This is a genomic window from Actinomadura parmotrematis, assembly GCF_019458805.1.
GTDB classification, from domain to species: domain Bacteria; phylum Actinomycetota; class Actinomycetes; order Streptosporangiales; family Streptosporangiaceae; genus Spirillospora; species Spirillospora parmotrematis.
On the sequence record NZ_JAIBOA010000011.1, the window covers coordinates 123,837 to 147,978 of the forward strand.

At 67.2% G+C, this 24,142-nt stretch carries 12 protein-coding genes, 1 tRNA gene and 1 CRISPR repeat array; of the genes, 7 read left to right on the top strand and 6 right to left on the bottom strand.

What is annotated here, in order from left to right; genetic code table 11:
* Positions 1 to 133 precede the first annotated feature (133 nt).
* Both K1Y72_RS18715 and K1Y72_RS18720 read left to right on the top strand, forming a co-directional pair.
* Positions 134 to 7,534, top strand: coding sequence for an RHS repeat-associated core domain-containing protein (locus K1Y72_RS18715; RefSeq protein WP_220167649.1), 7,401 nt, complete (start codon positions 134 to 136; stop codon positions 7,532 to 7,534).
* Entirely contained in the window at positions 7,509 to 8,165 is a 657-nt protein-coding gene (locus K1Y72_RS18720; RefSeq protein ID WP_220167650.1) for a hypothetical protein, read from the top strand. Before K1Y72_RS18715 ends, K1Y72_RS18720 begins: the two co-directional genes overlap by 26 nt.
* Positions 8,166 to 8,687: 522 nt before the next feature.
* Here K1Y72_RS18720 and K1Y72_RS18725 read toward each other — a convergent pair.
* Both K1Y72_RS18725 and K1Y72_RS18730 read right to left on the bottom strand, forming a co-directional pair.
* Positions 8,688 to 9,566 (bottom strand): oxygenase MpaB family protein, encoded by an 879-nt coding sequence (locus K1Y72_RS18725; RefSeq protein WP_220167651.1) that lies wholly within the window; start codon positions 9,564 to 9,566, stop codon positions 8,688 to 8,690.
* An 81-nt stretch (positions 9,567 to 9,647) separates the two neighbouring features.
* Positions 9,648 to 10,337, bottom strand: coding sequence for a TetR/AcrR family transcriptional regulator (locus K1Y72_RS18730; protein WP_220167652.1), 690 nt, complete (start codon positions 10,335 to 10,337; stop codon positions 9,648 to 9,650).
* 170 nt (positions 10,338 to 10,507) lie between these two features.
* Here K1Y72_RS18730 and K1Y72_RS18735 point away from each other — a divergent pair, with 170 nt between their 5' ends.
* Both K1Y72_RS18735 and K1Y72_RS18740 read left to right on the top strand, forming a co-directional pair.
* Positions 10,508 to 11,746, top strand: a complete 1,239-nt coding sequence (locus tag K1Y72_RS18735) for an oxygenase MpaB family protein (RefSeq protein WP_220167653.1) — start codon at positions 10,508 to 10,510, stop codon at positions 11,744 to 11,746.
* Positions 11,747 to 12,010: 264 nt separating this feature from the next.
* Positions 12,011 to 12,388, top strand: coding sequence for an STAS domain-containing protein (locus tag K1Y72_RS18740; protein ID WP_220167654.1), 378 nt, complete (start codon positions 12,011 to 12,013; stop codon positions 12,386 to 12,388).
* Positions 12,389 to 12,423: 35 nt separating this feature from the next.
* Here K1Y72_RS18740 and K1Y72_RS18745 read toward each other — a convergent pair whose 3' ends face one another.
* The 3 genes from K1Y72_RS18745 to K1Y72_RS18755 all read right to left on the bottom strand — a co-directional run bounded on the left by K1Y72_RS18745 (position 12,424) and on the right by K1Y72_RS18755 (position 15,637).
* Positions 12,424 to 13,887, bottom strand: coding sequence for an amidase (locus K1Y72_RS18745; protein ID WP_308287140.1), 1,464 nt, complete (start codon positions 13,885 to 13,887; stop codon positions 12,424 to 12,426).
* A gap of 794 nt (positions 13,888 to 14,681) precedes the next feature.
* Positions 14,682 to 15,248, bottom strand: a complete 567-nt coding sequence (locus K1Y72_RS18750; RefSeq protein ID WP_220167655.1) for a phosphatase PAP2 family protein — start codon at positions 15,246 to 15,248, stop codon at positions 14,682 to 14,684.
* A gap of 122 nt (positions 15,249 to 15,370) precedes the next feature.
* Complete coding sequence (locus K1Y72_RS18755; protein ID WP_220167656.1) at positions 15,371 to 15,637, bottom strand: twin-arginine translocation signal domain-containing protein; 267 nt, start codon at positions 15,635 to 15,637, stop codon at positions 15,371 to 15,373.
* A gap of 570 nt (positions 15,638 to 16,207) precedes the next feature.
* Here K1Y72_RS18755 and K1Y72_RS18760 point away from each other — a divergent pair.
* Complete coding sequence (locus K1Y72_RS18760; RefSeq protein WP_308287144.1) at positions 16,208 to 17,014, top strand: LamG domain-containing protein; 807 nt, start codon at positions 16,208 to 16,210, stop codon at positions 17,012 to 17,014.
* Between the two features lie 161 nt (positions 17,015 to 17,175).
* On the opposite strand, the gene K1Y72_RS18765 is transcribed toward K1Y72_RS18760, so the two are convergent.
* Positions 17,176 to 17,266: transfer RNA gene (locus K1Y72_RS18765), tRNA-Sec, on the bottom strand.
* A 133-nt stretch (positions 17,267 to 17,399) separates the two neighbouring features.
* A CRISPR array of direct repeats spans positions 17,400 to 19,196; the repeat unit is 28 nt; unit sequence GGACCACCTCCGCCTGCGCGGAGAGAAC.
* 160 nt (positions 19,197 to 19,356) lie between these two features.
* On the opposite strand from K1Y72_RS18765, the gene cas3 reads away from it, so the two are divergent.
* Together cas3 and casA are read left to right on the top strand one after the other, a co-directional pair.
* Complete coding sequence (cas3, locus tag K1Y72_RS18770) at positions 19,357 to 22,224, top strand: CRISPR-associated helicase Cas3' (RefSeq protein WP_220167657.1); 2,868 nt, start codon at positions 19,357 to 19,359, stop codon at positions 22,222 to 22,224.
* Between the two features lie 364 nt (positions 22,225 to 22,588).
* Positions 22,589 to 24,124 carry a type I-E CRISPR-associated protein Cse1/CasA gene (casA, locus tag K1Y72_RS18775; protein WP_220167658.1) on the top strand — a complete coding sequence of 512 codons (1,536 nt, stop codon included), beginning with the start codon at positions 22,589 to 22,591 and terminating at the stop codon, positions 24,122 to 24,124.
* Positions 24,125 to 24,142 lie beyond the last annotated feature (18 nt).

The following is a 24,142-nucleotide window of genomic DNA, read 5'->3' on the forward strand; positions in this document are numbered from 1 at the left end:
AGGATGGTGGAGAGCGCTGTCGACGTGAGACGGTCCAGCCGATCTTGTTATCGCTCCTCGCTTCGCACGACTCCGCCACCGGCCGTCGCCGGAGCGAGGCCGTGTTCAGTGGGGCCCGGCTGCTGGGGCGTCGATGCGTGCTGGACGGTTCTCGGGTTGGCTCGTTCGTGGCTGGGCCGCATGGACGGCGCGCTCGCGCCTGTTCCGCGTGCTCGTCGCCCTTGCTGTGGTGACACCACTCATCGGAGTCGGTCACTGGGTGTTGGCAGGTCATGCCCGCCCGCCGGCAGCCAAGGGCGTCGCGGTCAAGGGAGTGCACGACGTGCACTTCGAGAAGACGGCGACCGCGAAGCAGCCTCCGTCCGTCAAGCCTCCGAAGGAGACCTGGCCTGCGGTCACGACCGCCGACGTCTCCCTCGACCCGGCCAAATTGAGCGTCCGCAACCCCGGCGCGGGCCAGGCACCCGCCAAGGGCACGCCGGTGTGGGTGCAACCCGTCAAATCCCCGTCCGGCGCCTACACCGGCCCGGCGAAGGTGACGGTCAAGACCGCCGCCCGTGACACAGCCAAGCGCCTCAACATCACCGGCCTGGTCTTCACCGCCACCCCCCACGGCGGCACTCCTGTCACCAAGGGCGCGGGCCCGGTGCGCATCGGCGTCGACTACAACTGGCTGACCGCCTACTACGGTCGCAACTGGGCGACGAGCCTGCACATGGTGCAGCTCCCGGCTTGCGCGCTCACCTCGCCCGACAAGACCGAGTGTCGGACCCAGACGTCCCTTCCAGGTGCCGGGATCTACGTCAAGGGCCAGGACGTCTACGCCCAGCCGACCGCTCTTTCGGTGAACGGCACGGCTACTGTCCTCGCCGTCACCAGCGGCACCGGCCCTAATGGCACAACCACGGGCGGCGCCGACGGCGGCGCCGCCGGCTCCAGCAACTCGACTGACCTCAAGCCGTCAGGCTCCTGGACGGCGGGCGGCTCGAGAGGGTCGTTCACTTACAGCTACCCGATCCCAGTGCCGTCGGTGGCCACTGTCCTGGCGCCCCAATTGGGGCTGAACTATGACTCGGGCAGCGTCGACGGACAGACATCGGCGACCTCCTCACAAGCCAACTGGCTGGGAGACGGTTGGAGCACCCCGAACTCCTTCATCGAGCAGACCTTCGCCGGTTGCGCGGACAAGCCGGAGGGGGCTGCTGCTCCCAAGAAGATCGGTGACCTGTGCTACGACGGGCCGATCCTGTCGATGTCGCTGAACGGACGCACCGTCGACATCATCGCTCAGAACGGGAAGTACACCACCTCGGACGCCAGCGGCGAGAAGGTGGAGCGCGTCACCAACGCCAACAACGGCACCGGCGCCGACAACAAGGACTTCTGGAGAATCACCGGCCGGGACGGCACCCAGTACTACTTCGGCCGTAACCAGCTTCCCGGGTGGACCTCAGGCAAGCAGGCGACCAATTCGGTGGACTGGGAACCGGTGTTCTCAGCCCATCAGCCCAACGGCACCACCTACACCGACCCCTGCTGGAAGTCCGAGGGATTCGACAAGTCGGTCTGCAAGACCGCTTACCGCTGGCACTTGGACTACGTCGTGGACGTCCGCGGCAACGCGACGTCGTACTACTACAAGCAGGCCACGAACTCGTACACCCAGAACGCGCCTCTGACCACCACCGATCCGGCGACCATCAAGGCCAATGCCGACTACGTCCGCGACTCCTACCTCGACCACATCGACTACGGCTTCCGTGACGGCCAAGCCTACAGCGTCAACTCCGGTCACGCACCGGCTCAGGTGATCTTCAAGTCGTCGCCGCGCTGCCTGTCGGGGAGCTGCGATTTCCCGACCGGGACGAGCCGTAACGGCTACTTGGACACGCCCAACGACCTGATCTGCAAGGTCGGGGACCGCTGCCTGGTGAGCGCTCCCACGCACTGGTCCACCGTCCGTCTCACCGGGATCGCCACCCAACAGTGGGACGGCAGCGCCTATGCGCCGGTGGACTCCTGGACCTTCACCCAGACGATGCCCGACCCCAACGATGGCGCGGACCCCACATTGTGGCTGTCGAGCATCAGCCGCAAGGGCGCGGACACTGCCGGCGGAGGAAGCGCCGTCACCTTGCCGGACGTGACGTTCGAGCCGCAGACACTGCCGAACCGCGTCGACGCCGGCACCGACGGGAACGGCCCGCTCAACCGGATGCGGCTCCTGTCGATCACGACCGAGACGGGCTCGGTCATCGGCGTCAACTACTTTCAGGCCAATCCGTGCCCGACGCCGTCCAGCATCGACCCGGCCAAGAACACCACGTCCTGCTTCCCCGTGTACTGGACTCCGCCGTATTCCAGCAAGCCTTTCCGCGACTGGTTCAACACCTATCAGGTCAAGTCCGTCACCCAGACCAGCGCGATCGGCACCGACCCCACCGGTAGATCACCGGCGACCTACACGGGCTACTCGTACCTGGGCGGCGGTGCCTGGCACTTCGACACCAACGAGGTCGTCAAGCCCAAGTACCGCACCTACGGGCAGTGGCGCGGCTTCGGCAAGGTGCAGACCTTCATGGGTCAGGGCTCGGATCCGCAAACCGAGTCCGAGACCGTCTACTACCGCGGCATGGCCAACAACAACATCACGAACGCTGCTTTCGATGACAACGAGGGCGGCTGGTCGGTGGTGGACGCCGACAAGCCCATCACTTTCACCGGCGACTCGTCCATCACCGACTCCCAAGGCAAGGACCATCCCGACCTCGACAGGCTGGCCGGCAGCCCCCTTGAGACGACCACTTACAACTGGGCCGGCGGCAACGACAACATCACCGGCTCCACGATCAATTCGTACTGGGTCTCCCCGGCCATCGCCTCCCGCCCCAGGAACGCCCTGCCCGACCTGACGGTGAACGCCACCGGTCAGGTGGAGACGTGGACACGGCAGAAGGTGTCGGGCACTCCCGGCTGGCGGATCACTGAGACAGACACGGCCTACGACACGACAGCTACGTCGCCGACCTTCGGGATGCCGGTACGGGTCTACGAGCACGGCGACACCTCTCGCACCGATCAACGCAAGTGCACCACGACGAGCTACGCCCCTTACAACTCGGGCAATAATCTCGCCGGCCTGCCGGCAGAGGTCGTCACGATCGCCAAGGCCTGTGGTGGAGCCAACCCTGACGGTGCCAGCGTGCCGGCCTCCGGGCAGGTGAACGCGCTCACCGCGCCCTCGTCCTACAATGCGGCGACCGAACTGGTCTCCGACACCAAGACGATCTACGACGACGACACGCTCGGCCCGAGCCTCCCCACCGACCTTGACCCGGGCAGCACCGGCCACCCGCTAAAGACACCGGTCGTCGGCAACGTGACCGAGGTGCGCAAGGCCGACTACGACGTGGCCGCGGGCAAAGTCGTCTGGAAGGTGGCCGCGGCCACCAAGTACGACGACAGCGGCGTGAGCACGGACACCTGGAACGCCCTTGGGGCGCACACCCACACCGAGAACACCGTCACCGCCGGAGTGGTCACCAAGACGGTCACGACCAACCCGCTCGGGCAGACGGCCACGATCGTCCTCGATCCGCGCCGCAGCGTCCCGATCTCCACCAGCGATCCCAACAAGATCACGACCAGCAGCACCTATGACGGCCTCGGGCGGCTGACGGCCGTGTGGAGCAACTCCCGCCCCACCAGCCAGCCCGCGAACGTCAAGTACGGCTACCAGCTCTCCCGCACCGCGGTGTCCGCCGTCACCACGCAGACCGCGAACGACGCCAACGGGTACAGCCTCTCCACCGCCCTTTACGACGCGATGCTGCGGCCCGTCCAGACGCAGAGTCCCACTCCGCAGGGCGGGCGGCTGCTCACCAACACCTTCTACGACACCCATGGCTGGACGTGGAAGAGCAATGCCGCCTACTGGGACTCGGGCGCGACTCCCAACAACACCTTGGCCGCCGCCGAGGATTCCAAGATCCCCAGTCAGATCGTGACGACCTTCGACGGTGCCGGACGCCCCATCCTGGCCACCTCGTACTACCAGTCGCAGGTGAGAGAGCAGACGGCGACTGCCTACTACGGGGACAAGACCATAACCGTGCCGCCTCCCGGCGGCGTCGCCACGCAGTCGGTCACCGACGCGCTCGGACGTTCGATCGAAGCGGACAATTACACCTCACGTCCCAACGTCACTATCAATCCCGGCACCGGCCCGGCCGCGATTCCCTCGGTGACCATCAGCGGCGGCAGCACGACCGCGTCCAACGGCAAGACGCAGGGCGTCACCTACGGCTATGACGCCCGCGGCAACCAGACCGACATCAAGAACCTTGCTTCAGGAGACGTCTGGCACTCCGACTACGGCACGCTGGGCCAGGTCCTCACGAAGACCGATCCTGATGCGGGCAAGACCAGCACCAGCTATGACCTGCTCGGCCGCATCGTCCAGTCGACCGACGGTAACGGTGCCACGACTTCCTACACCTATGACGTCGTCGACCGCCGTACGGGCAGCTATCACGGTGCCGCCCCGACGAGCGGCCAGCCGGACGCGACCAAGCAGATCGCGTCCTGGACGTACGACAACCTGAAGCCGGACGGCAGCGCCGACATCGCCGGATTGACCAACCCGATCGGCCACCTGACCTCCTCCACACGCTACGACGTCAACGGCAGCGCCACCGTCGGTGGCCTCACCGGTAAGCAGCGCGGATACACCACCCATGTGACCGACGGCTTCACCGTTTTCGGAGATCCGCTGGGAAGCACCACGACCCTCCCTGCTTCGGAGGGGGCGCTCAAGGGCGATCACACGGTGTACTACGACTACACCGACCGTGCGGGCCTCCTGCTGGACGCCTACTACAACGCGGACGGGCCGCTGCCCGAGGAGCAGGTCGACTACGGCTGGAAGACCGCCGGCGGCCTCGATCTGCAGTCCGGCAGCAACGGCCTTGGCGGCTATGCGAGTGATGTGACCTATTCGGCCTACAGCCAGGTCACGCAGGTCAAGTCCGGGGCGTCCAGCAAACCCGCCTACCTCTCGCTGCACTATGACGAGCACACCGGGCGGTTGGACGACCAGCAGTTCACCTACTCTGACCGCTCCTCCGTCCCGATCGATCAGAACCTGTACTCCTACGATCTCGCCGGCAACCCGACCAAGCAGATCAATGTCCGCCAGGGCAGCCAGCGCGAGACCCAGTGCTTTGGATACGACAGCCTCGACCGGCTGACCCAGGCATGGACGGGCACCGACGACTGCAAGGCCGATCCGGCGAGCAACGGTGGCGCCACTGTCGGATCCGGCATCGCGAACGGTGCGTACTGGACCAGCTGGACGTTCGATCCCCTCGGCCAGCGCCAGAAGCAGACCGACCACGGGGTCGGCGGCACCGGTGACATGGTCACGAGCTATACCTACGCCGGCAGTGGCAATGCGCAGCCGCACACGCTGACGTCCCTGACCAAGACCACTGCGGCGACACCGGGGGCAACGCCGGTCACCGTGCAGACGCAGTCGTTCGGCTACGACAAGGTCGGCAACCTTAACCAGCGCTCCACCATCACCAACCCCAACCAGCCGAACAGCACGACGGACAGCCGCACGCTCGGCTGGGACGACCAAGGAGAACTGTCCACCGTCACCACTTCTCAAGGTGGCGTCTCCTATCTGTACGGCCCTGACGGCCAGCTTCTGCTCCAGAAAGACGCCTCCGCCAAGGTCACGACGCTTTACCTACCGGGCGAACAACTCAGTCTGAACACGGCCACCGGGATTTTGAGCGGCGTTCGCTACTACCCCCAGCCCGGAGGCGTCACCGCCGTGCGCGCCGTCGATGCCGGCGGAATCCAGAAGGTCTCCTTCACGACCTCCGACCCGCACGGCACCGGAACCTTCAACATCGATAAGGACTGGGCCCAGCCCGTCTGGAAGCAGAGCACCCCCTACGGGGACAGCCGCGGAACCAAGCCGTCCTCGTGGCCGGACAACCACGGCTTCCTGGACAAGGTCGAAGACCAGACCACCGGCCTGGTCAACGTCGGAGCCCGCTGGTACGACCCCACTCTCGGCCGCTTTATCAGCGTGGACCCGATTTTGTCCGCCACGGGACAACAGCAACAGAATGGCTACACCTACGCGGACTCGAATCCTGTGACCTCCAGTGACCCCAGCGGATTGTGCCCCATCGACCGCTGCGGTGGCGGCATCGTCAACGTCGGACATGACAAGCCCGCTAAGGGCGGCTGCGGCCTCGACTGCGGTCGTCCAGGAATTCGTAATCCAACTCGCGATGCTATCCGAAATGTTATATCGGATTTGGGTGACCCGCGGAAAAGGGATAATGGAAATCCGCCTGGTCCGATAGTTGCAGATCCGGTTGTGATTCTTTCAGGATTGTCCGGGTTTCGGCATCGGCAAGAAGTAAGTGCATCTGTCAAGGCTTATGGATTCGGCCTCGATACGAGTCAGGGCCCTGATCTGGGTAATCCGCTCGATACTAAGGACAGCTCATTCGTCAATTTTTTCAATGCACTCATCGGTGATGCGATGTACGAGTGTTCTACTGGTAGCAACCGGTGGCGTGCTTGCCTGATGGTGATAGCCACAGTGATATCTTTTGCAGGGGGAGGAAAAGGCGCCGAGGCGGGTGAAGGCATCACGATCCGTGGAGGAAAGCTTTCATCGGGAGGGCTCCGCGGAGCTAAATGCAGTTTTCTACCAGAAACACCAGTGCTCTTGCCTGACGGAAAAAGCAAATCAATAAAGGAAGTCAAAAAGGGAGAGCTAGTAGCGAATACGGTTCCTGGAGATATCGCCCCAGCGCAACGGCACCGAGTATCAGGCGTGGCGGTCACACCTCGTGATACCCGTTTTACCAAGGTCACTATAGCGACCAAGCATGGACCGCAGAGCGTCACGGGCACGAGTAGCCATCTGTATTGGGACGCAACAAAGAATGCATGGACTGCAGCGGACCAGCTTAAGGCAGGCGATTTCCTACAGGGCATGAATGGACGCCTTGTAAAAATCATTTCTCTTCAAGAATTGGATTTTCCCGCACGCACTTACAATCTGGCTGTTGAGCAGCTTCATACTTATTATGTACTGGCCGGAAAAGTTTCCATTCTTGTTCATAACTGCCCAGACTTGGTTGCAGACGACGCCCATTTTCCGGCTGCGCATACACTCAATGAGCATGTCAATGTGACAGATCAAGACTTGATCAACATGGCGCGGCAAAGCGGCATTAAATCGCGCTTCACTGATCTCCAGACTGCTCAACAGGTGGTCGATTACGGCATAGCGGACAATCAACGGCGTATTGCGACGTGGCTTCGCCGGGGAGGAGTGGGTCCTCTGGAAATCAAAGGTAGGTTCGGCGCCAATAATTCTATTGGCGTGAGAGCCGATGCGGATGGAGCGATCACTCCAACTAGTAATGCTTACACGATAATTCTTCAGCGCGCAGCTGGTCATCCGGGTGGGTATTATGTATCCACCGCATATCCAAGATGAGGGAAGTGTGTCAATTAGATTTACGGATGATGATTTCGGAATTACGCACCTGGCTTCGTTCTTTCACCAGGATTGGAAATCTTCAGGAAGTGCTCGAAGCATAGTTGTCGATTATGTAGAACAAATGCCAGAAACATATATATTGGCACTTGCCAATGATGCACTCAAGCTGGTTTCTAGGGGGGACGAAAATACAGTATCCATTCTATGGGAATGTGCTACTGGATCTAATCATAGCCTACGTTCTGCAAATGAAACGGGTCTAATATGGTTCCAGTATATAATACATATATGCGAAGTAAAAATAGACAATCCTGATATTATTAATGTCGGTAATAATTTTAGCAATCTCCGGACAAATATCATAAAGGAAATCGATAGCGTCGAATCTGCTCTTGTTTCTCTGGTCGAGAGAAATTTCACTACGGGCGTGCCTGGTGCGGTCTCGGCTTTGAAAAATTGTGCATTGAATATAAGTCCAGAGCTTGCCTTTAGGGTGCTATTGCGTGTTCTTATGGAGTATTCTATAGATTTAAATTCATTCCAGTATGGGCGATTGTTGAATCTTGGGAGAGAATTTGATTATGGAGAATTTGTCGTATCTCGCCTCTCTTTCCTGGTTGTCGAGTAGATCTATCGAGTAAAATGCAGGATTCTATTCCGTCTGGCAAATAAGAGTGAATTCCGTCGCGCCGAGATAGTGTGCGTAAAATTATCGAAAACCTTTTCTGGCGTCGTTGGGTGTGCTCTGATAGCCGGACGCCTATCGGTTGATCGCTGCGGTTGATCGCGACTCTTCCGCATGTCGCGAAGGTAATCGCAGCGGACGTCGGCGCGGTTATTTGGTCCGTAGAGTCTTGGATCGATTAACCTTTATGTCTGGTCTCGATTCGTTTGACCGCTACTGATTGCGATAGTTGGAGCGTCGTGTGTGACGGTGGGCTTTTCGTCCATAATTTTCTGATGGAGTTTGAGATTTACGGCAACGCTTTGAATGGTGGTATCCCGCGCGCCTACCTCGATTGTGCAGCCCCAGCCTGACTGCGCCAGGGACAAACTCTCTGCAACGGCGGGGAAACCTGAAAAACGAGCAGCGTCTGGATGGCGGAGAGATTTTGCCAGAAGGCGTTCCGTGGCTGCGTTGGGCAGGAGCCTAGACGATGGGGCGGCCGGTGCGGATGCGGCGGCGGACGTCGCGGAGGTAGAGGTTCCAGGGGAACTGGCGGAGGGGGGCGGGCAGGGCGTTGTTGACGCGGGCCATGAGCCGGACGTGGCGGTCGAAGGCGGCCTGGCGGCGGGCGTTCCAGGGGAGGCCGATCTCCTCGCGGAAGCGGGGCGGGAGGAAGCCCGCGGTGATGAACTCGTGGAACGGGCCGAAGAGGAGGCCGATGGGCTTCGGGAGGAAGCCCAGGCGGGCGAGCGAGCGCAGGTAGGCGCGGGATGTCGCGTCCATGCGGACCTTGTCCATGGACGCGGTCCAGTAGTCGTCGAAGGCCGCGCGGTCGGCCGGCCACATGTCGGGGCGGAGCTGGAGCGTCGTCCCGAAGCGGGCGCCGTGCCGGTAGAACGCCTCGCGCTCGGCGGGGGTGAACGGCCCGACCATGCGCTCGCGGAAGTCCTCCAGGCCCCAGTACAGGCAGGCGGCGACCCACAGTTGCAGCTCGCGGTCGAAGGCGTTGTAGGGCACCGGTTCGGTGGGCGCGGAGCGGACGTGGCGGTGCGCCCTGTTCACCTCGCGGCGCATCGTCTCCTGCTCGGCGGCGGTGCCGAACAGGGCGACCACGATGTAGGAGAGCGTCGTGCGCAGCCGCTTCACCGGGTGCCGGTCGACGCGGCCGCTCTCCACCTTGCTCTCCATGACGCCGTAGGCGACCGGCAGCCGCGACAGCTGCATGATGACGTTCGCCGAGGCGATGGAGAGCCCGAAGACGCTGATGGACCCGCTCACCAGCGACGCCGTCGCCTTCGTGGAGAGGGCGGGCGCGGGCGGCGCGGTGGGGGCGAGCGGCGCTGAGCCGTCCTCGATGGCCATGGCGGACCTCCGTCGCACGGCAGGGGGATGTGAGGCTCAGGCGATTATCATCGAGTAAGTGTTCACTTGCAAGGGGAAGTGTCAGCGCGGCTCGATGCGGGGCGCGCGCGGTTCCAGCATGGGGACGAGGAAGCGGCGGGCGATCGCGGCCAGCTCCGCCTCGTCGTCGAGGTCGATGAGGTGGCTCGGGATCGCCAGGAACGAGGCGGAGACCCGCACCATCATCTCCGCCACGATGTCGACGTCCAGCTCGGCGGCCACGGTGCCGGCGTGCTGCTCGGCGCGGAGCTGGCCCGCGACGAACCGCCGGACGGTGGCGACCGTCCACCCGCCGTCGCTGACCATGGACGGCACGAGCAGGTCCGGCTCGGTCTCCATCAGCCCGCCGATCAGCGGGTTGTCACGGATGGCGCGGAGCGAGCTGACGAAGCCGAGCACCACCCGGTCCGCGGCGGTCTCGGCCCGCGCGATCTCCACCAGGAACCGGTCGAAGTAGCGGCGGAACTCCTGCCGCACCACCTGCTCCACCAGCGCGTCCTTGGTGGAGAACCGCCGGTAGACGGTGATCCGCGAGACGCCGGCGCGGCGGGCCACGTCCTCCATCGTGGAGCGCTGGATGCCGACCCGGCAGAACTGCTCGTAGGCCGCCTTGAGGATGCGCGCCCGCGTCTCGTCGGTGTCGCCGACCCGCTCGACGGCGTCGGTGAACGCGCGTTCGAGCAGCGACGCCTCGTCCGAGGGCCCCCCGATAAAGGGCAGCGCAGGTTCCATGCTCTCCTCCTGGGATCCGATTCTGCCCCACCCCGCCGGAGGGTCCGCCGAAATCGGGTCTTGTGATGGGCGCCACGTTGTGCTGTCATAACGGCGATCGATGATACGAGGAAGCGGTTCGTGTTTCAGCGTATCAGTCAGGTTCTCCGGCCCCGAGGAGGCGTTCAGGCATGGAGAGTCCCAGCAGACGCAATGTGTTGATGGCGGGTGGTGCGCTCGGCGCGCTCGGCGCGCTGACCGCGGCCGCCCCCGCGCAGGCGTCCTCGCTCTGGACGTGGTCGCCGAAGGGTTCGGTGGCCGGAGCGGGCGAGGGCGCCGACCCGAAGTGGGTCTGGGACGAGGTGGCCGACCCGCTGGTCGCCTCGCTGATCGACCGGGGCGACGTGCCGAAGGTCAACGACCTGCTGAAGACGTGGACCAAGAACGGCCAGGCGCTCCCCGCCGGGCTGCCCGCGGACCTGCGCGACTTCATCGAGGAGGCCCGCAAGCTCCCCTCGTGGGCCGACCACGGCAAGCTCGCCACCGCGTTCGAGTTCAACCAGAAGCGCGGCCTCTACCTCGGCGTCACCTACGGTTTCGCCAGCGGGATGATGAGCACCGCCATCCCCAAGGAGGCCCGCGCGGTCTACTACTCCAAGGGCGGTGCGGATATGAAGGACCGCATCACCAAGACCGCCAAGCTCGGCTACGACATCGGCACCGAGAAGGCGTTCGAGCCCGACGGCGAGATGATCGTCACCTGCGTCAAGACGCGGCTCGCCCACGCCGGCGTCCGCCACCTGCTGCCGCAGTCCCCGGCCTGGACCAAGGTCGCCGACGAGCAGGTCCCCATCAGCCAGGCCGACATGATGGTCACCTGGCACAGCCTGCCGACGACCGTCATGCAGAACCTGGTCAAGTGGAAGGTGCCGATCCCGGCCGCCGAGTCCACCGCGTTCCTGCACTCCTGGCAGGTGACCGCGCACATGCTCGGCATCCTGGACGAGTACATCCCGAACTCCTGGGACGAGGCGAACGCGCAGGCCAAGCAGGTCCTCACCCCGATCCTCGCCCCCACCCCCGAGGGCATCAAGCTCGCCGACATCCTGCTCAACCTGGGCTCGGTGATCGACGGCGGCATCCTCACCAAGGGCGTCCTCGGCGCGCTCACCCGCTTCCTGCTCGGCGACGAGATCGCCGGCTGGCTGAAGATCCAGCGGGAGCCGGTCTGGGACACCCTGATCACCACCCTCTGGCCGCCGTTCATCGCGGTCCGCGAGGGCATCCTCGACCTCACGAAGGCGCCGAAGGAGCTGCGCGAGATCTACTGGGCCTTCGACGAGATCCTCCGCCAGGCCGCGCTGTTCTTCCTCTCGGAGGCGCAGTACCCGATCAGCATCCAGATCCCGACGACCAACCGCCCCGCCTAGAGCCCGCCGTCCGGTCCGGCCGCGCCGGGCCGGACCGGACGGCGACCCGCGTGCGGACGGGGGCGTCCGCCGCACTTCTGGACGGACGCCCCCTGGCACCGCCCGCAGTCCGGACGGCCGGCGGTGCTGCGCGCCCCCTACCCCCCGGCCGCTCCTGACACGCCAACGCCGCCGCGTTCGCGGTGGCGGTAGAAGCCCCCCGACCCGGGTAGGGAACGGGGGCTTCGGCGGTGTCGAGCTCGGGGGTACGGAGCGGTGAGCCAGATGAGGGTGGGGGTGGCGTTCTACGACCGCGCGGTGGTGGTCGCGCTGTCGGGACCGCTGTCCCAGGGCACCGTCGCCCACGCCGAAGGCGGCATCGACTCGTTCTGGCCGACGGCGCCGGGCCGGGCGCTGATCCTGGACCTCAGCGCGGTGTACCGCGCCTGCGCGCTCGGCGTCCGGCTGCTCCTGCAGGTCCGCCGGCGCGCGGAGGCCGCCGGGACCGACCTCGTGCTGGTGACCCCGGCCGGCCACCTCACCCGGCGCCTGCACGCCTACGGGCTGATCGAGGCGTTCACCCTCTGCCCGACCCTGCACGAGGCCCTGCGGGCGTTCGGTGAGGACGCCGAGGCGTGCAGCCCGCCCGGCGACACCTACTGACCCGCAGGACCCCGCTCGTTAGCGCCGCGCCACCGTCAGCGCCGCCCGACCGAGAACCCGGGCGTCCGCTCGGCCCAGGGCATCGCCTTCTCCAGCACGCCCGCGACCCGGAACAGCAGGTCCTCGCGCCCGTACGGCGCGACGAGCTGCACGCCGATCGGCAGCCCGCCGTCGCTCCAGCCGAGCGGGAGGCTGATGGCGGGCTGGCCGGAGACGTTGAAGACCATGGTGAACGGCCCGTACTCGAAGAGCGTCCGGAGCCAACTGTCCACGGTGTGGCCGGGGTCGTCGTAGCGCAGCGTGCCGTGCGGCGCCGGCAGCCGGCCGAGCGTCGGCGTGACGAGCAGGTCATGGCCGGTGAGGAACGCCGCCGCCGACCGCGTCACCCGGTTCTGCGCGCCGAAGGCGGCCAGCATGTCCAGCGCGCCGTACCCCTCGGCGAACTCCAGGAGCCGCCGGGACACCGCCTCCAGCTTGCCCGGATCGGGCCGCCGCGGGGCCAGGAGTATCATGGACCCGATCGCCACGGCCGTCGCCGTCATGCACCGCATGACGTCCTCCCAGTCCAGGACCGGGCGGTCCTCGGTGACGGCGTGCCCCATGCCCTCCAGCACCCGCCCCACCCGCACCGCCGCCGCGGCGACCTGCGGGTCGACCGCCGCGCCCGACCACGCCTCCGTGGCCACCGCCACCCGCAGCGGCCCCGGCTCGATCCCCAGCTCGCCGGCGTACCGGCCCCGCGGCGACGGCGCGGTGTACTTGTCGCCGACGCCCGGCCCCTGGACGGCGTCCAGCAGGTGCGCGGCGTCGCGGACGGTGCGCGTCAGGCCGAACTCGTAGGCCATCCCGAGCATCGGCTCGCCCGCGTCGGGACCGCAGGGGACGCGGCCCCGGCTCGGCTTGAGGCCGACGAGACCGCAGCACGACGCCGGGATCCGGATGGACCCCGCCCCGTCGCTGCCGTGCGCGACGGGGACGGCGCCGGCCGCGACCAGGGCGGCCGCGCCGCCGCTCGACCCGCCGACGCCGCGGTCCAGGTCCCACGGGTTGCGGGTCGGCCCGTACCGGACCGATTCGGTGGAGAAGCTGAGCGCCATCTCCGGCACGGTCGTGAGGCCCAGCGTGACCAGCCCGGCGGCCCGGAAACGGGCCATCAGGTCGCTGTCGTGCGGGGCGACGATCCCCGGCAGCGCCCTGCTGCCGATGGTGAACGGGACGCCCCCGGCCACCGGCCCGTGGTCCTTGATGAGGAACGGGACCCCCGCGAGGGGCCCGGTCGCGGCGCGGTCCAGCGCCGGGTCGAACGGCGGCAGCGCCAGCCCGTTGACCTCGGCGTCCGCCGCGGCCAGGGCCGCGCGCGCCGCGCCCTCGACCTCCCCGGCGGTGACCTCGCCCGCCTCGATCAGCGCCCTCAGCCCGACGGCGTCGTACTTCGCGTACTCGTGCATGTCCATGGAAGTGCAGTCCTTCTCGGCGTCCTCGACGCCCGCGTCGATCACAGGAGGGGTTCGGCATCGGCCGGAACCCCGTCGCTCACACAGGTCGGCGGCGCGCCCGGCGCACCGGGCCGCCGCCGTGACAGGCGGCATCGGCAGGCGACGGTCGCACCGGGCCTCCGGCTCCGGGACCGTCACCTGCGAGTGATCGACGTGCGACTACGCTCGGGACATGGGGCCACCCTCACAGGCGCCGCTCCCCGCCGTCAACCGCGATACCGCCGCCTCGGCCCCGGCGACGCCGCCGGGGCCGGGACGGCGGCGGCCTACCACCGGCCGGTGCAGCGGCTCTCGCCGTCGGCCCGCCCACGGCGTGAACTCGCCAGTGGTTGACGACTGGACCATCGAGCCGCTCGGCCGCGCGCCGGGACCCGGGGAGTCAAGGGCAGGGGACCGCAGAGCCCGCGACGGCCCGGGCGCGCGAGGACCCGGGGGAGGCCCTCGCGGAGTCGGCCCTCCGCGCCGCGCAGGGCGTCCGTCCCCCCCCAGGCCGGCGCCGCGGTCGCGCGGCCGGCCGCGATCACCCGGCGGGAGCTGCTGACCTTCGACGACCTCGCGGGCCACGGCGGCGGCCAGGCGCGCCTGATCGAGCGCATTCCCTTCCGCCTCGCGGTGTTCGACCCGACGACGGCCATGGTCCCGCTCGACCTGGACGTCTTCTCCAACGGCCTGATCATCATCCGCGATCCGGCGGTCGTCGGCGCTCTGACCGGCCTGCACGAGGGGCTGCCCGACCGCGCCGCCGCTTCCGGGCGGGAGCCGTCGCCGCGGCTGGATCTGACGCCGGCGGCGGGGCGTCACCGGTGCCGGGCGCGGTGGAGCGCGACGCGGTGGAGCGCGACGGCCATCGCGGTGCCCGCCGCCGCCCCCGCGACGACGTCGGAGGGGTAGTGGGCGCAGGTGTACAGGCGCGAGTAGCCCACCGCCATGGTCAGCGCCACGGCGGGGACGCCCGCCCACGGCAGCGTGAGGCCCACCGCGGTGGTGAACGCGGCCGCCGCCGCGGTGTGCCCGGAGGGGAACGCGCCCGAGTCTGGCACCCGGCCGGGGGTGCGCTCGCGCAGCCGGCGCGGCGGCCGGTCCCGGTCCACCACCTGCTTGCCGATCAGGTTGCACACCGGCCCGACGGCCAGCATCGCGACCACCCCGCGGCGCGCGGCCCGCCGTCCGTCCGGCCCGCCCGCCGCCGCGAGCACCGCCGCCACGCCCCACCACACCACCAGGTGGTCGGCGACCCGCGAGGTGCGCGGCATCCACCGCTCCAGCAGCGGCGTCCGCCGCGCGACCACCGCCTCCAGCAGCCGCTCGTCGATCCGGTCGGCCCGGTCCGCCCAGTTCGCGTCGTGCCCTGCAACCTTGCCCATCGTTCGTTCGCTCCCGGAAGGACGTGCCATCGCTACCTCTGCGCAGGTGGGGGATCTTCCCCGAAACGGCCGCGCCAGACATCGGTGACATCTCCGGCCGGCGAGACCGGGAGCGTGGGCGCCTACGCCACGCTCTTCCTGACCCACTGGATGAAGTCGGTGACCGGGCTGCCCGTCAGCTCGGCCATGGTGTGGCCCTGCCCCCAGACGGTCGCGAAGTCGACGTTGCGGACGCCGAGGATCGCCAGCGCGAGGTTGACCTCGAGGGTGCTCGCGGTGTCGCCCTGCTGCGACGCCTTCCGGTCCTCCGAGTCCGAGGAGCACCCGGCCAGTGCGGCCCCGCCCACCGCCAGCGCCCCGCCGAGCACGCTCCGACGACTGATCTCCACCACCACTGTCCTTCTTCCTCGCCCACGACCCGGTGCGATTCCTTGTACACGCCGCGACCACGTGCCCGGATCGTCCACGACCCGGATGGGAGGACCTTGAGCCCCAGGTAACGGACCCGTGAGTCCGCAGCGGCCCGGAAACCGGCGGCCGGTCGATCAGATCTCGGTGCGGGCCCGAGCATGGGCTTACCACCGGTCGGGCATCCCGACGGCGCATGACGTGCCGGGCGGGACACTCGCGCAGGCATTCCGGTCGCGGTCGCAGGCCGGGTCACCGGTGAAGCTCTTCAACCGATCGTTACCGGCGTCGGAAGCCGGCACCCTGATTGGATACGCAGACTTTCCCACCCTTTGGCGCCTTTTCCGATCTTTTCCGTGTGCGGGTTCCGGCACGCTTTGAACGCATGGGACGCACCAGGAAGGGAGGGCGGGCGAGCCGGGCGACCGTCCGGAGCGCTCCGAGCAAGCCGCGCGCTGGGGGCGGTCGCGGTGCTGCTCGCGTCCAGCGGCTGCCACCCCCTGCCGCCGGGAACGCTTCCGGCCGCGCCGATGATGCCGCCTTCGTTGAGGGTGCCGGCGCTCACCGGCGCCCGCCTGGTTCCCGTCCAGGGCCGCACGGCGGTGCTGGCCGAGGACTTCGCCCGGCCGCGGATCGGACCCGATCGACGCTGGGGCTGGAAGAGCGGCGCCTACCCGGACTGCCCCACCAACCCGGCCGACTTCAAGCTCGACCGCCTCACCCGCTCCGCCCTGGCCACCGCCGACGGCGTGCTGACCGTGACCGCCACCCCCCAGCAAGCCGCCGCCACCGCGCAGGCCGAGCGGTGGCGCACCGGGCTGGTATCGACCGGCGACACCTGCGCCTCGGGCGGCAACGGCTTCCAGGTCCGCACCGGCGACGTCGTCGCCGCCCGCGTCCGCCTCCCTCAGACCACCAGCGGCGCATGGCCGGGCATCTGGACCTGGCGCGCCGGCGGCAACGAGATCGATCTGTTCGAGTGGCACGCCGACCGCCCCGACACCCTGGAATTCGCCAACCACACCCGCGACCACATCCTCGGCCGCGCCGGCACCGGCATGTTCTGGACCTGGCCGGGCATCCGTCCCGGCCGGTGGCTGGACGTCGCCGTCCGGCTCGGCGCCCGCCGCGTGACCTGGTACGTGGGCCTGCCGCCGGGCCCGCTGCGGGCGGTGCACGGCGACGAACGCGGCGTCGGCCCGGACTTCCACGCCCACCTGGCCGCCGGCCTGTCGATCGACGACGGCCGCCTGCACGCCCGCCCCACCGGCCCGCGCCCCATCACCTTCCGCATCGCCTCCCTCACCGTGCACCGCTCCGGCCAGGCGCCCCGTTCACGCCCCGACCCGCTGCGGTGACCCCGGCGCGAGCGCCATCCCCCGAAGACGTGATCACTCTCCGCGGAGCGGGCATCGAGAAGCCGGCTCAGACACGATCATGGCGAGGTGTTCCCATCGCGGTGTCCAAGCGAGATCCCGGCGTCGCGTGGGGAGGTGGGGGGAAGCGGTGAAGGGGCTGGTGGCGGAGGCGAGCGGGAATCGAACCCGCCGTCCCGAGGTGCTCGGGACCATCGGTTTTGAAGACTGATCAGCCACTGACCTGGTGTCTCCCGCAATGCGCTGCAGTGCTGTATTGCCTGCTCAGAGCCTTGGCGAATGATCCTCGATCACATGCAGTCCTGGCCCGTACAGTGCTGCCTGTTCCCATGTTGTTCCCATAACGGGAACGTGCCCAAAGGACGATGGACCACCTCCGCCCACGCGGAGAGAACCGCCGGATCGGCGGCGGCGAGGAGCCCTTCTCCGGACCACCTCCGCCTGCGCGGAGAGAACAGGGCGCGGCGGACGTTGGCGGGGCTGCCGATCGGACCACCTCCGCCTGCGCGGAGAGAACCCGATGACCAGGCACGCGAGGTCCCTCGCGACCGGACTACCTCCGCCTGCGCGGAGAGAACGACGGCAGCACCGTCACCGTCACCATCACCGACGGACCACCTCCGCCTGCGCGGAGAGAACGCCCGCGGCGTCGAATCCGGCGCTGGTGAGGGCGGACCACCTCCGCCTGCGCGGAGAGAACGCTCTCCGGTCAACGGGCTCAACGAGATCCGCCGGACCACCTCCGCCTGCGCGGAGAGAACCGCTGGTCACCCGCGTTGATCGCGTAGATCCCCGGACCACCTCCGCCTGCGCGGAGAGAACCTCCGACACCTCCGAACTCCCGAACTCCGGTACGGACCACCTCCGCCTGCGCGGAGAGAACGCGGGCGAGCAGCACGGGGGTGTTAGTGCCGGCGGACCACCTCCGCCTGCGCGGAGAGAACGCCACGATGACCCCGTCGTGCTCGGCGGCCTCCGGACCACCTCCGCCTGCGCGGAGAGAACGCATCAGCCTGACCGCGCCGGCCTGCCCGGACGGGACCACCTCCGCCTGCGCGGAGAGAACTCACCGGGAAGCAGACCGGCCTTCTGGAGCGCCGGACCACCTCCGCCTGCGCGGAGAGAACGAAATGACCCACGAGACCGCGCGGAACTCCAACGGACCACCTCCGCCTGCGCGGAGAGAACGACCTGGTAGCGGGGCGTCATGGCGTCACCGGCGGACCACCTCCGCCTGCGCGGAGAGAACCGGGTGCGGACCCGGAACTTGTTCGTGCCGCTCGGACCACCTCCGCCTGCGCGGAGAGAACGAGGCGCTCGCGGCAGTGGTCGATGAGGTCGCGGGACCACCTCCGCCTGCGCGGAGAGAACAACGCGAGCGGCCGGCCCCGAGACAGCCATATCGGACCACCTCCGCCTGCGCGGAGAGAACCAGCAGCGCCGCATCGACGCCGGCGCGCTCACAGGACCACCTCCGCCTGCGCGGAGAGAACGGCATGCACCCCGACCACGGCGTCTCGATCACCGGACCACCTCCGCCTGCGCGGAGAGAACGCCACTCGTGGCGGTCGCGGGCGGCGGGCGCGAGGACCACCTCCGCCTGCGCGGAGAGAACTGCTTGGGCGGCGAGTGTACGGGTGATCTCGGCGGACCACCTCCGCCTGCGCGGAGAGAACGAACCGAAGCGGGCGAACGTGTCTTCAATACCCGGACCACCTCCGCCTGCGCGGAGAGAACGGACGCTCCGCTGACGCCAAGACATGGGAGCACGGACCACCTCCGCCTGCGCGGAGAGAACGGCGTAGCGCTGCCCCGTCTCCCCCCGCCTGGCGGACCACCTCCGCCTGCGCGGAGAGAACGGGCAGGAAAGCGATCCCACAATCGCAATCGAAGGACCACCTCCGCCTGCGCGGAGAGAACGCGAGAGCCCGCTCGGCGGCGACACGAGCGGTCGGACCACCTCCGCCTGCGCGGAGAGAACTGCTCCGAGATGCTCAGGCGGACATGGATGCCCGGACCACCTCCGCCTGCGCGGAGAGAACCATGAGGCGATCCGTCTGCAGCTCGGCGCCATCGGACCACCTCCGCCTGCGCGGAGAGAACTTGACGACCGGGTCGGTGACCTTCCCCCCGTACGGACCACCTCCGCCTGCGCGGAGAGAACACTTCGCGACCTGGGCTTATGTAGGGCCGTTATCAATTTGAGACATTGCTGTCCAGGTGCGGTCGGGCGGTGGCATGGCCAAATTCTAGAACGAGCCCGATTTTGTGAGTGTCGTCTGCTTAGCTCGTATCTGTTCGTGGTCGTTCAACCCGGGAGCGTGATGGGCGCAGACGAGTTAGAGAGGCGTGAGCAGGGAGCGGGACGCGTTGATGCCCGGCTCTGGGGCAAGGAGCACGGCCTCGCGCGTCCCTACCCAGTGGTATGCCACCTTGTGGACGTCGCAGCCGTCGCCGGCGCTCTTTACGATGCCATGGCACCTGGCGCTCCCGTCCTGGCGCAGGCGGACGTGCTCGGACTGCCGCGGCAGGACATGCGAAAGCTGATCTCTTTCTGGGCCGGCCTGCACGACATAGGGAAGATCTCGCCGTCCTTCCAGACACTGGTGCAAAGCCCCTTCAAGCGTCTGCTGGACGAGAGCCCCGAATATGCCGATTCGGCTCCTGCCAGGGGATTGAGCCATGCTGAGGTGAGTCACCGGGCGCTCGCCAAGATCCTTGGCGATCTGGGATACGGCGATCCATCGAAGTGGCGCGGTGCCAGCCATCAGATCGCCCAGTTGCTCGGCGGGCATCATGGGCGCTTCTGCACGGAGCTGCGAGGGCTTGAGATAAAGGACCCGGCCGGGACGTGCCCAGGAGTGGGCGACGGAGTGTGGGCCGAACAGCGTGAGGCTCATGTACTTCTGCTCCGCGAGCTGACCGAAGCCGACGCATCGCTCTCCAAACCGCTTCCTGTTCCGCTGGCCGTCGCGGTCATCGGCATCGTGATCGTGGCGGACTGGTTGGCCAGCCAGGAGTCGTTCATCCAGGGCCGTCTTCCGGCAGAGGGGTGGGTGGCCACGGGCGAGGCGGTGCGGGCGCATTGGGCGAAGGCCGTCGCGGATGCGCCTTCTCTCATCCGCGAGGCCGGTCTGGGGCGCGCCGAGTTCGCGGACCTCGGTTTCAGCGAGCTGTTCGGGTTCCATTCGCCCAACAGCCTGCAAGCTTCTGTCGCCGACGACCTACCGGCTCTGGTCAACGGACCCGGTCTGCTGCTGGTCACGGCACCGCCGGGAGATGGAAAGACGGAGGTGGCGCTTCATGCCGCCGGCGTCCTCAGCCGTTCGTGTGACGTCAGCGGCCTGGGGTTCTGTCTTCCGACCATGGCGACCACCGACGCCATGCACAAGCGAGTCGAGAAGTTCGCCGGTCGGGCGCTCCGCGGTGACGCCGCGCTGACCCGCGTGCACAGCATGGCCTGGCTCTCGGCCGACGCTTCTGCCGAGGCCGCATCGGCGGCAGCGGAGGCGTCTCCGGTTCTCAGCGATCGGCAGGCGTCCGTCGCCGCCGCTCAGTGGCTGCACTCCAGCCGCCGCGGGCTTCTCGCCCCGCTCAGCACCTTCACCATTGACCAGGCGCTGACCGGCGTACTGCCCGTCCGCTACAACGTGCTCCGCCTCCTCGCCCTGTCCGGAAAAGTCGTCGTGATCGACGAAGCGCACGCGTACGACGCGTGGATGAACGCGCTCCTCCTCCGCCTGCTGGAATGGCTGGGGGCGTTCAAGACCCCCGTCGTGCTGCTGTCGGCGACCTTGACGGGTTCCGCCGCCCGAGCGCTGGTGGGCGCCTACATGAAGGGAGCGGGGCACACCCTCTCCGAAGAGGTGACGCCGTGCTATCCGGGCTGGCTCTTCGCCGACGCCGTCACCGGCACGGTCTCCTCTCCCCGGCAGGTGACCAGCGAACGGGAACGGGATCTGGAGTTCGACGTCCGCCCCTTCCGCCACGACGCCGGCGATGGCCGCCCCGACAGCCGCATGTCGGTGATCCGGACGCAGCTCGCCCCCGTCGTCGAGAGCGAGCACGGCTGCGTACTGGTCTGCTGCACCACGGTCGCCGAGGCCCAGCAGACCTACACCGAGCTGGAGCGCTGGTTCGGTGAACTGCGCGCGAGCGGCGTCGAGCCCCCGGCGCTCTCTCTCCTGCACTCGCGCTTCCGGACCGGCGATCGAGCGGACATCACCGACCGCTGCGAGCGCGAGTTCGGGAAAGAAGGGACCGCGAAGGGGACGAGGCCGCGCGCCGTCTTGGTCGCCACTCAGATCGTCGAGCAGTCCCTGGACCTGGACTTCGACCTGATCATCACCGACCTGGCGCCCATCGCCCTCCTCCTCCAGCGTTCGGGACGCTGCCAGCGCCACCGCAATCCCGCCGGGGACCTGCATCACGCGCGCCGCCCGGAATGGATCGGAAGTCGTCCGCGCATCGTCGTCCTCGACCCGACCGACGGCAAGGGAGGCTTCGAGCCTCCGACCGCATGGGCGGCGGTCTACGACGCCGCTCTCCTGCGCCGGACGAGCGGACTGCTGCGGATGAGAGAAGGCGCACCGGTCGCCGTTCCGGGCTCGGTCCAAGAGCTCGTCGACGCGGTCTATAACGAGGAATTCACCTCTCATGTGCCCATGGCCCAGCCCGAGGAACAAGCGCTGCAGAAGGAAGACTTCCAGCGGCTCGCGAGGGATGCCTCATCGCACCAGATCGCCGACGGAGTTCGGATTCCTTCACCACATCACGTCAAGCTGCGCACTCTTCGGCCGCTGACCGAGCCCATGGAACATGTCACCGAGTCGATGATCACGACACGCTTGGGTGCTGCCTCCGAACGCGTGGTCTGCGTCTATGGCCAGCCGTCTGGAGAACGAACCCTCGACGAAGCAGGAGAGCTGCCGGTCCCTGGCCTGTCAGGCAGCCGGCGGGTCACCACCGGGGACGCCAAGACCATCGCCCGGTTCGTTATCCCGGTCCCAGAGCAATGGATTCGCGAGGGGACGGAACTTCTCGAACTCCCGGACGGATGGGAGGAGAGTTCCGTGCTCCGCTATTGGAAGCTGCTGCCTATGCGGCAGGACGCAGGCGGGGTGTGGCATGGCCGAATGCGGTCAGGGAGAGTCGTCTACAGCCCGCATGATGGGCTCAAACTTCTCGTCTAGGGTGCGTCATTAATAGTCTGACCTGCGGATATGTACTCTCGTGGGAGATTGAGAGAGGGCGGGGATTCGAACCTCCTCTGCTGGTTGTGATGGATTTGAGCGAATCCATCACCCATGCCTTATCGACTTGTCATAATTCAGTTGAAGACTCATCCGGACTGCTTCATCCTAAGTGAAGCCCTCTTTGGGATGATGTGATATTGGGGGTGTCTACTGGACGGGGTATCGGTGGGGTGCTTCGCTCTGCCGGTTTGAGAAATTTTTCAGCTCGGCCGATCTTGCGCATCATCGGCGAATTGCCCTTGCCGGGTGGGGTTTCTTTAATATCTCCGGCCAATTATCCATCTTCACGAATGGTTGATCCGTGACGCGACCTCGATTCGATGTCTCCACCGAAGCCTGCATCGGTGTGCGCTGGGCGGACCGCGATGCCAAGCGTCCCGTCAGGCTCGGGCTTCGGGACCTGCTGGTCCATGCTCACGAGATCGAGGGCATCGGTGTCACGCCGCCGCCGGCGCAGTCGGCCCTGTACCGGCTGCTCTACGCCATCACTTCGCGGATCGCTCACCTCGACGAGGACGAGTACGAGGGCCAGGAGTGGTGGGACCGCTGGGAGGAGATCCGCGAGCGCGGCTTGGCGGCAGAGGACGTCGACGCCTACTTCGATGAGTTCGCCGGCCGCTTCGACCTCTTCGACGAGAACCGTCCGTTCCTCCAGGACCCCCGGCTCGCCGATCCGGCCGTCTGCCCGAAGTCGTCGGGCGTGAACAAGCTCGCCATCGGACGTCCGGCCGGCAACAACGCGGTCTGGTTCGGTCATCACTGGGACGCCTCGCCGGTGCCGCTAAAGCCCGACGAGGCGTTCGCCGACCTGCTGGTGTGGCTCTACTACGGCCCTTCCGGGCGGTGCGCGACCCGAGTGCACGAAGGCGTGAGCGCCGCCGACGTTTCAGCCGGCCCGCTGCGCTCCAGCCTCTCCTACCACCTGGAGGGCGACACCCTCCTGGACACCTTGCTCGCCGGCCTCGTGCCGCCGGATCCCGACGTGCGGCGAGACGAGGACCTGTGTCCGTGGGAGCGGCCCGACCTCCCCGATCCGGTAGCGCAGGTCTCGGCGGGGGCGTCGGCGTACGCCGGACCGCGGTCGAGGCTGACGGGCGGTTGGCAGCACGCCCTCCTCCTGGTCCCGGACGAGGCCGGGCAAGAGGTCGTCGACGCCTTCATCACCTGGGGCCGCCGGGGCAAGCAGCCTTCCACCAACGACTCCTACGTGATGATCCAGCTCAGCCAGCAGGGCAATCTCTATGCCAGGTACGCCAAGGCCGACCGGGCGCTCTGGCGCGACCTGGACGGCCTGCTGCAGTTGAGCACCGGAACCGAAAGCGGGCCGCGGCCCCCCGAGGTGCTGCGCACCTTCAGGGTCATGGACTTCTTCAAGGTCCGCGCTCTCGGCTTCGATCAGGACGGCAAGACCAAAGACGTCCAGTTCGTCACCGCCGTCACTCCGCCCCTGCTCGTAAAGATCGGCGAACGTGAGCCGGCGAAGGCCGACCGTATCGGCAAGCTCCGCACCGCCGGTGAGATGTTCGGACATCGCCTCGACTACGCGGCCAAGCGGGCGTGGGCGCTGCTCACCGAAACCAAGATCGCCGACTGTGCCTGGAACGAGCACGCCGCCGCCATCTACTGGCCCGAGGCCGAAGAGCTGTTCTGGGCCTTGCACAGGAAGATCATGGACGGCGAGGACATCGAAGATCCCTGGCGCCCGTTCCTGGCCCTCGCTCTGCGCGCGTTCAACGAGGTCACCTGGTCGCACGTCCGTGACGCCCGCAGCGCCCGCGCCGTCGAGCAGGCGCGCCTGGAACTGTTCGGCCGCGCCAAGACCAAGCGCTCCGCCTGACCTGTCCGTCCCACCTTC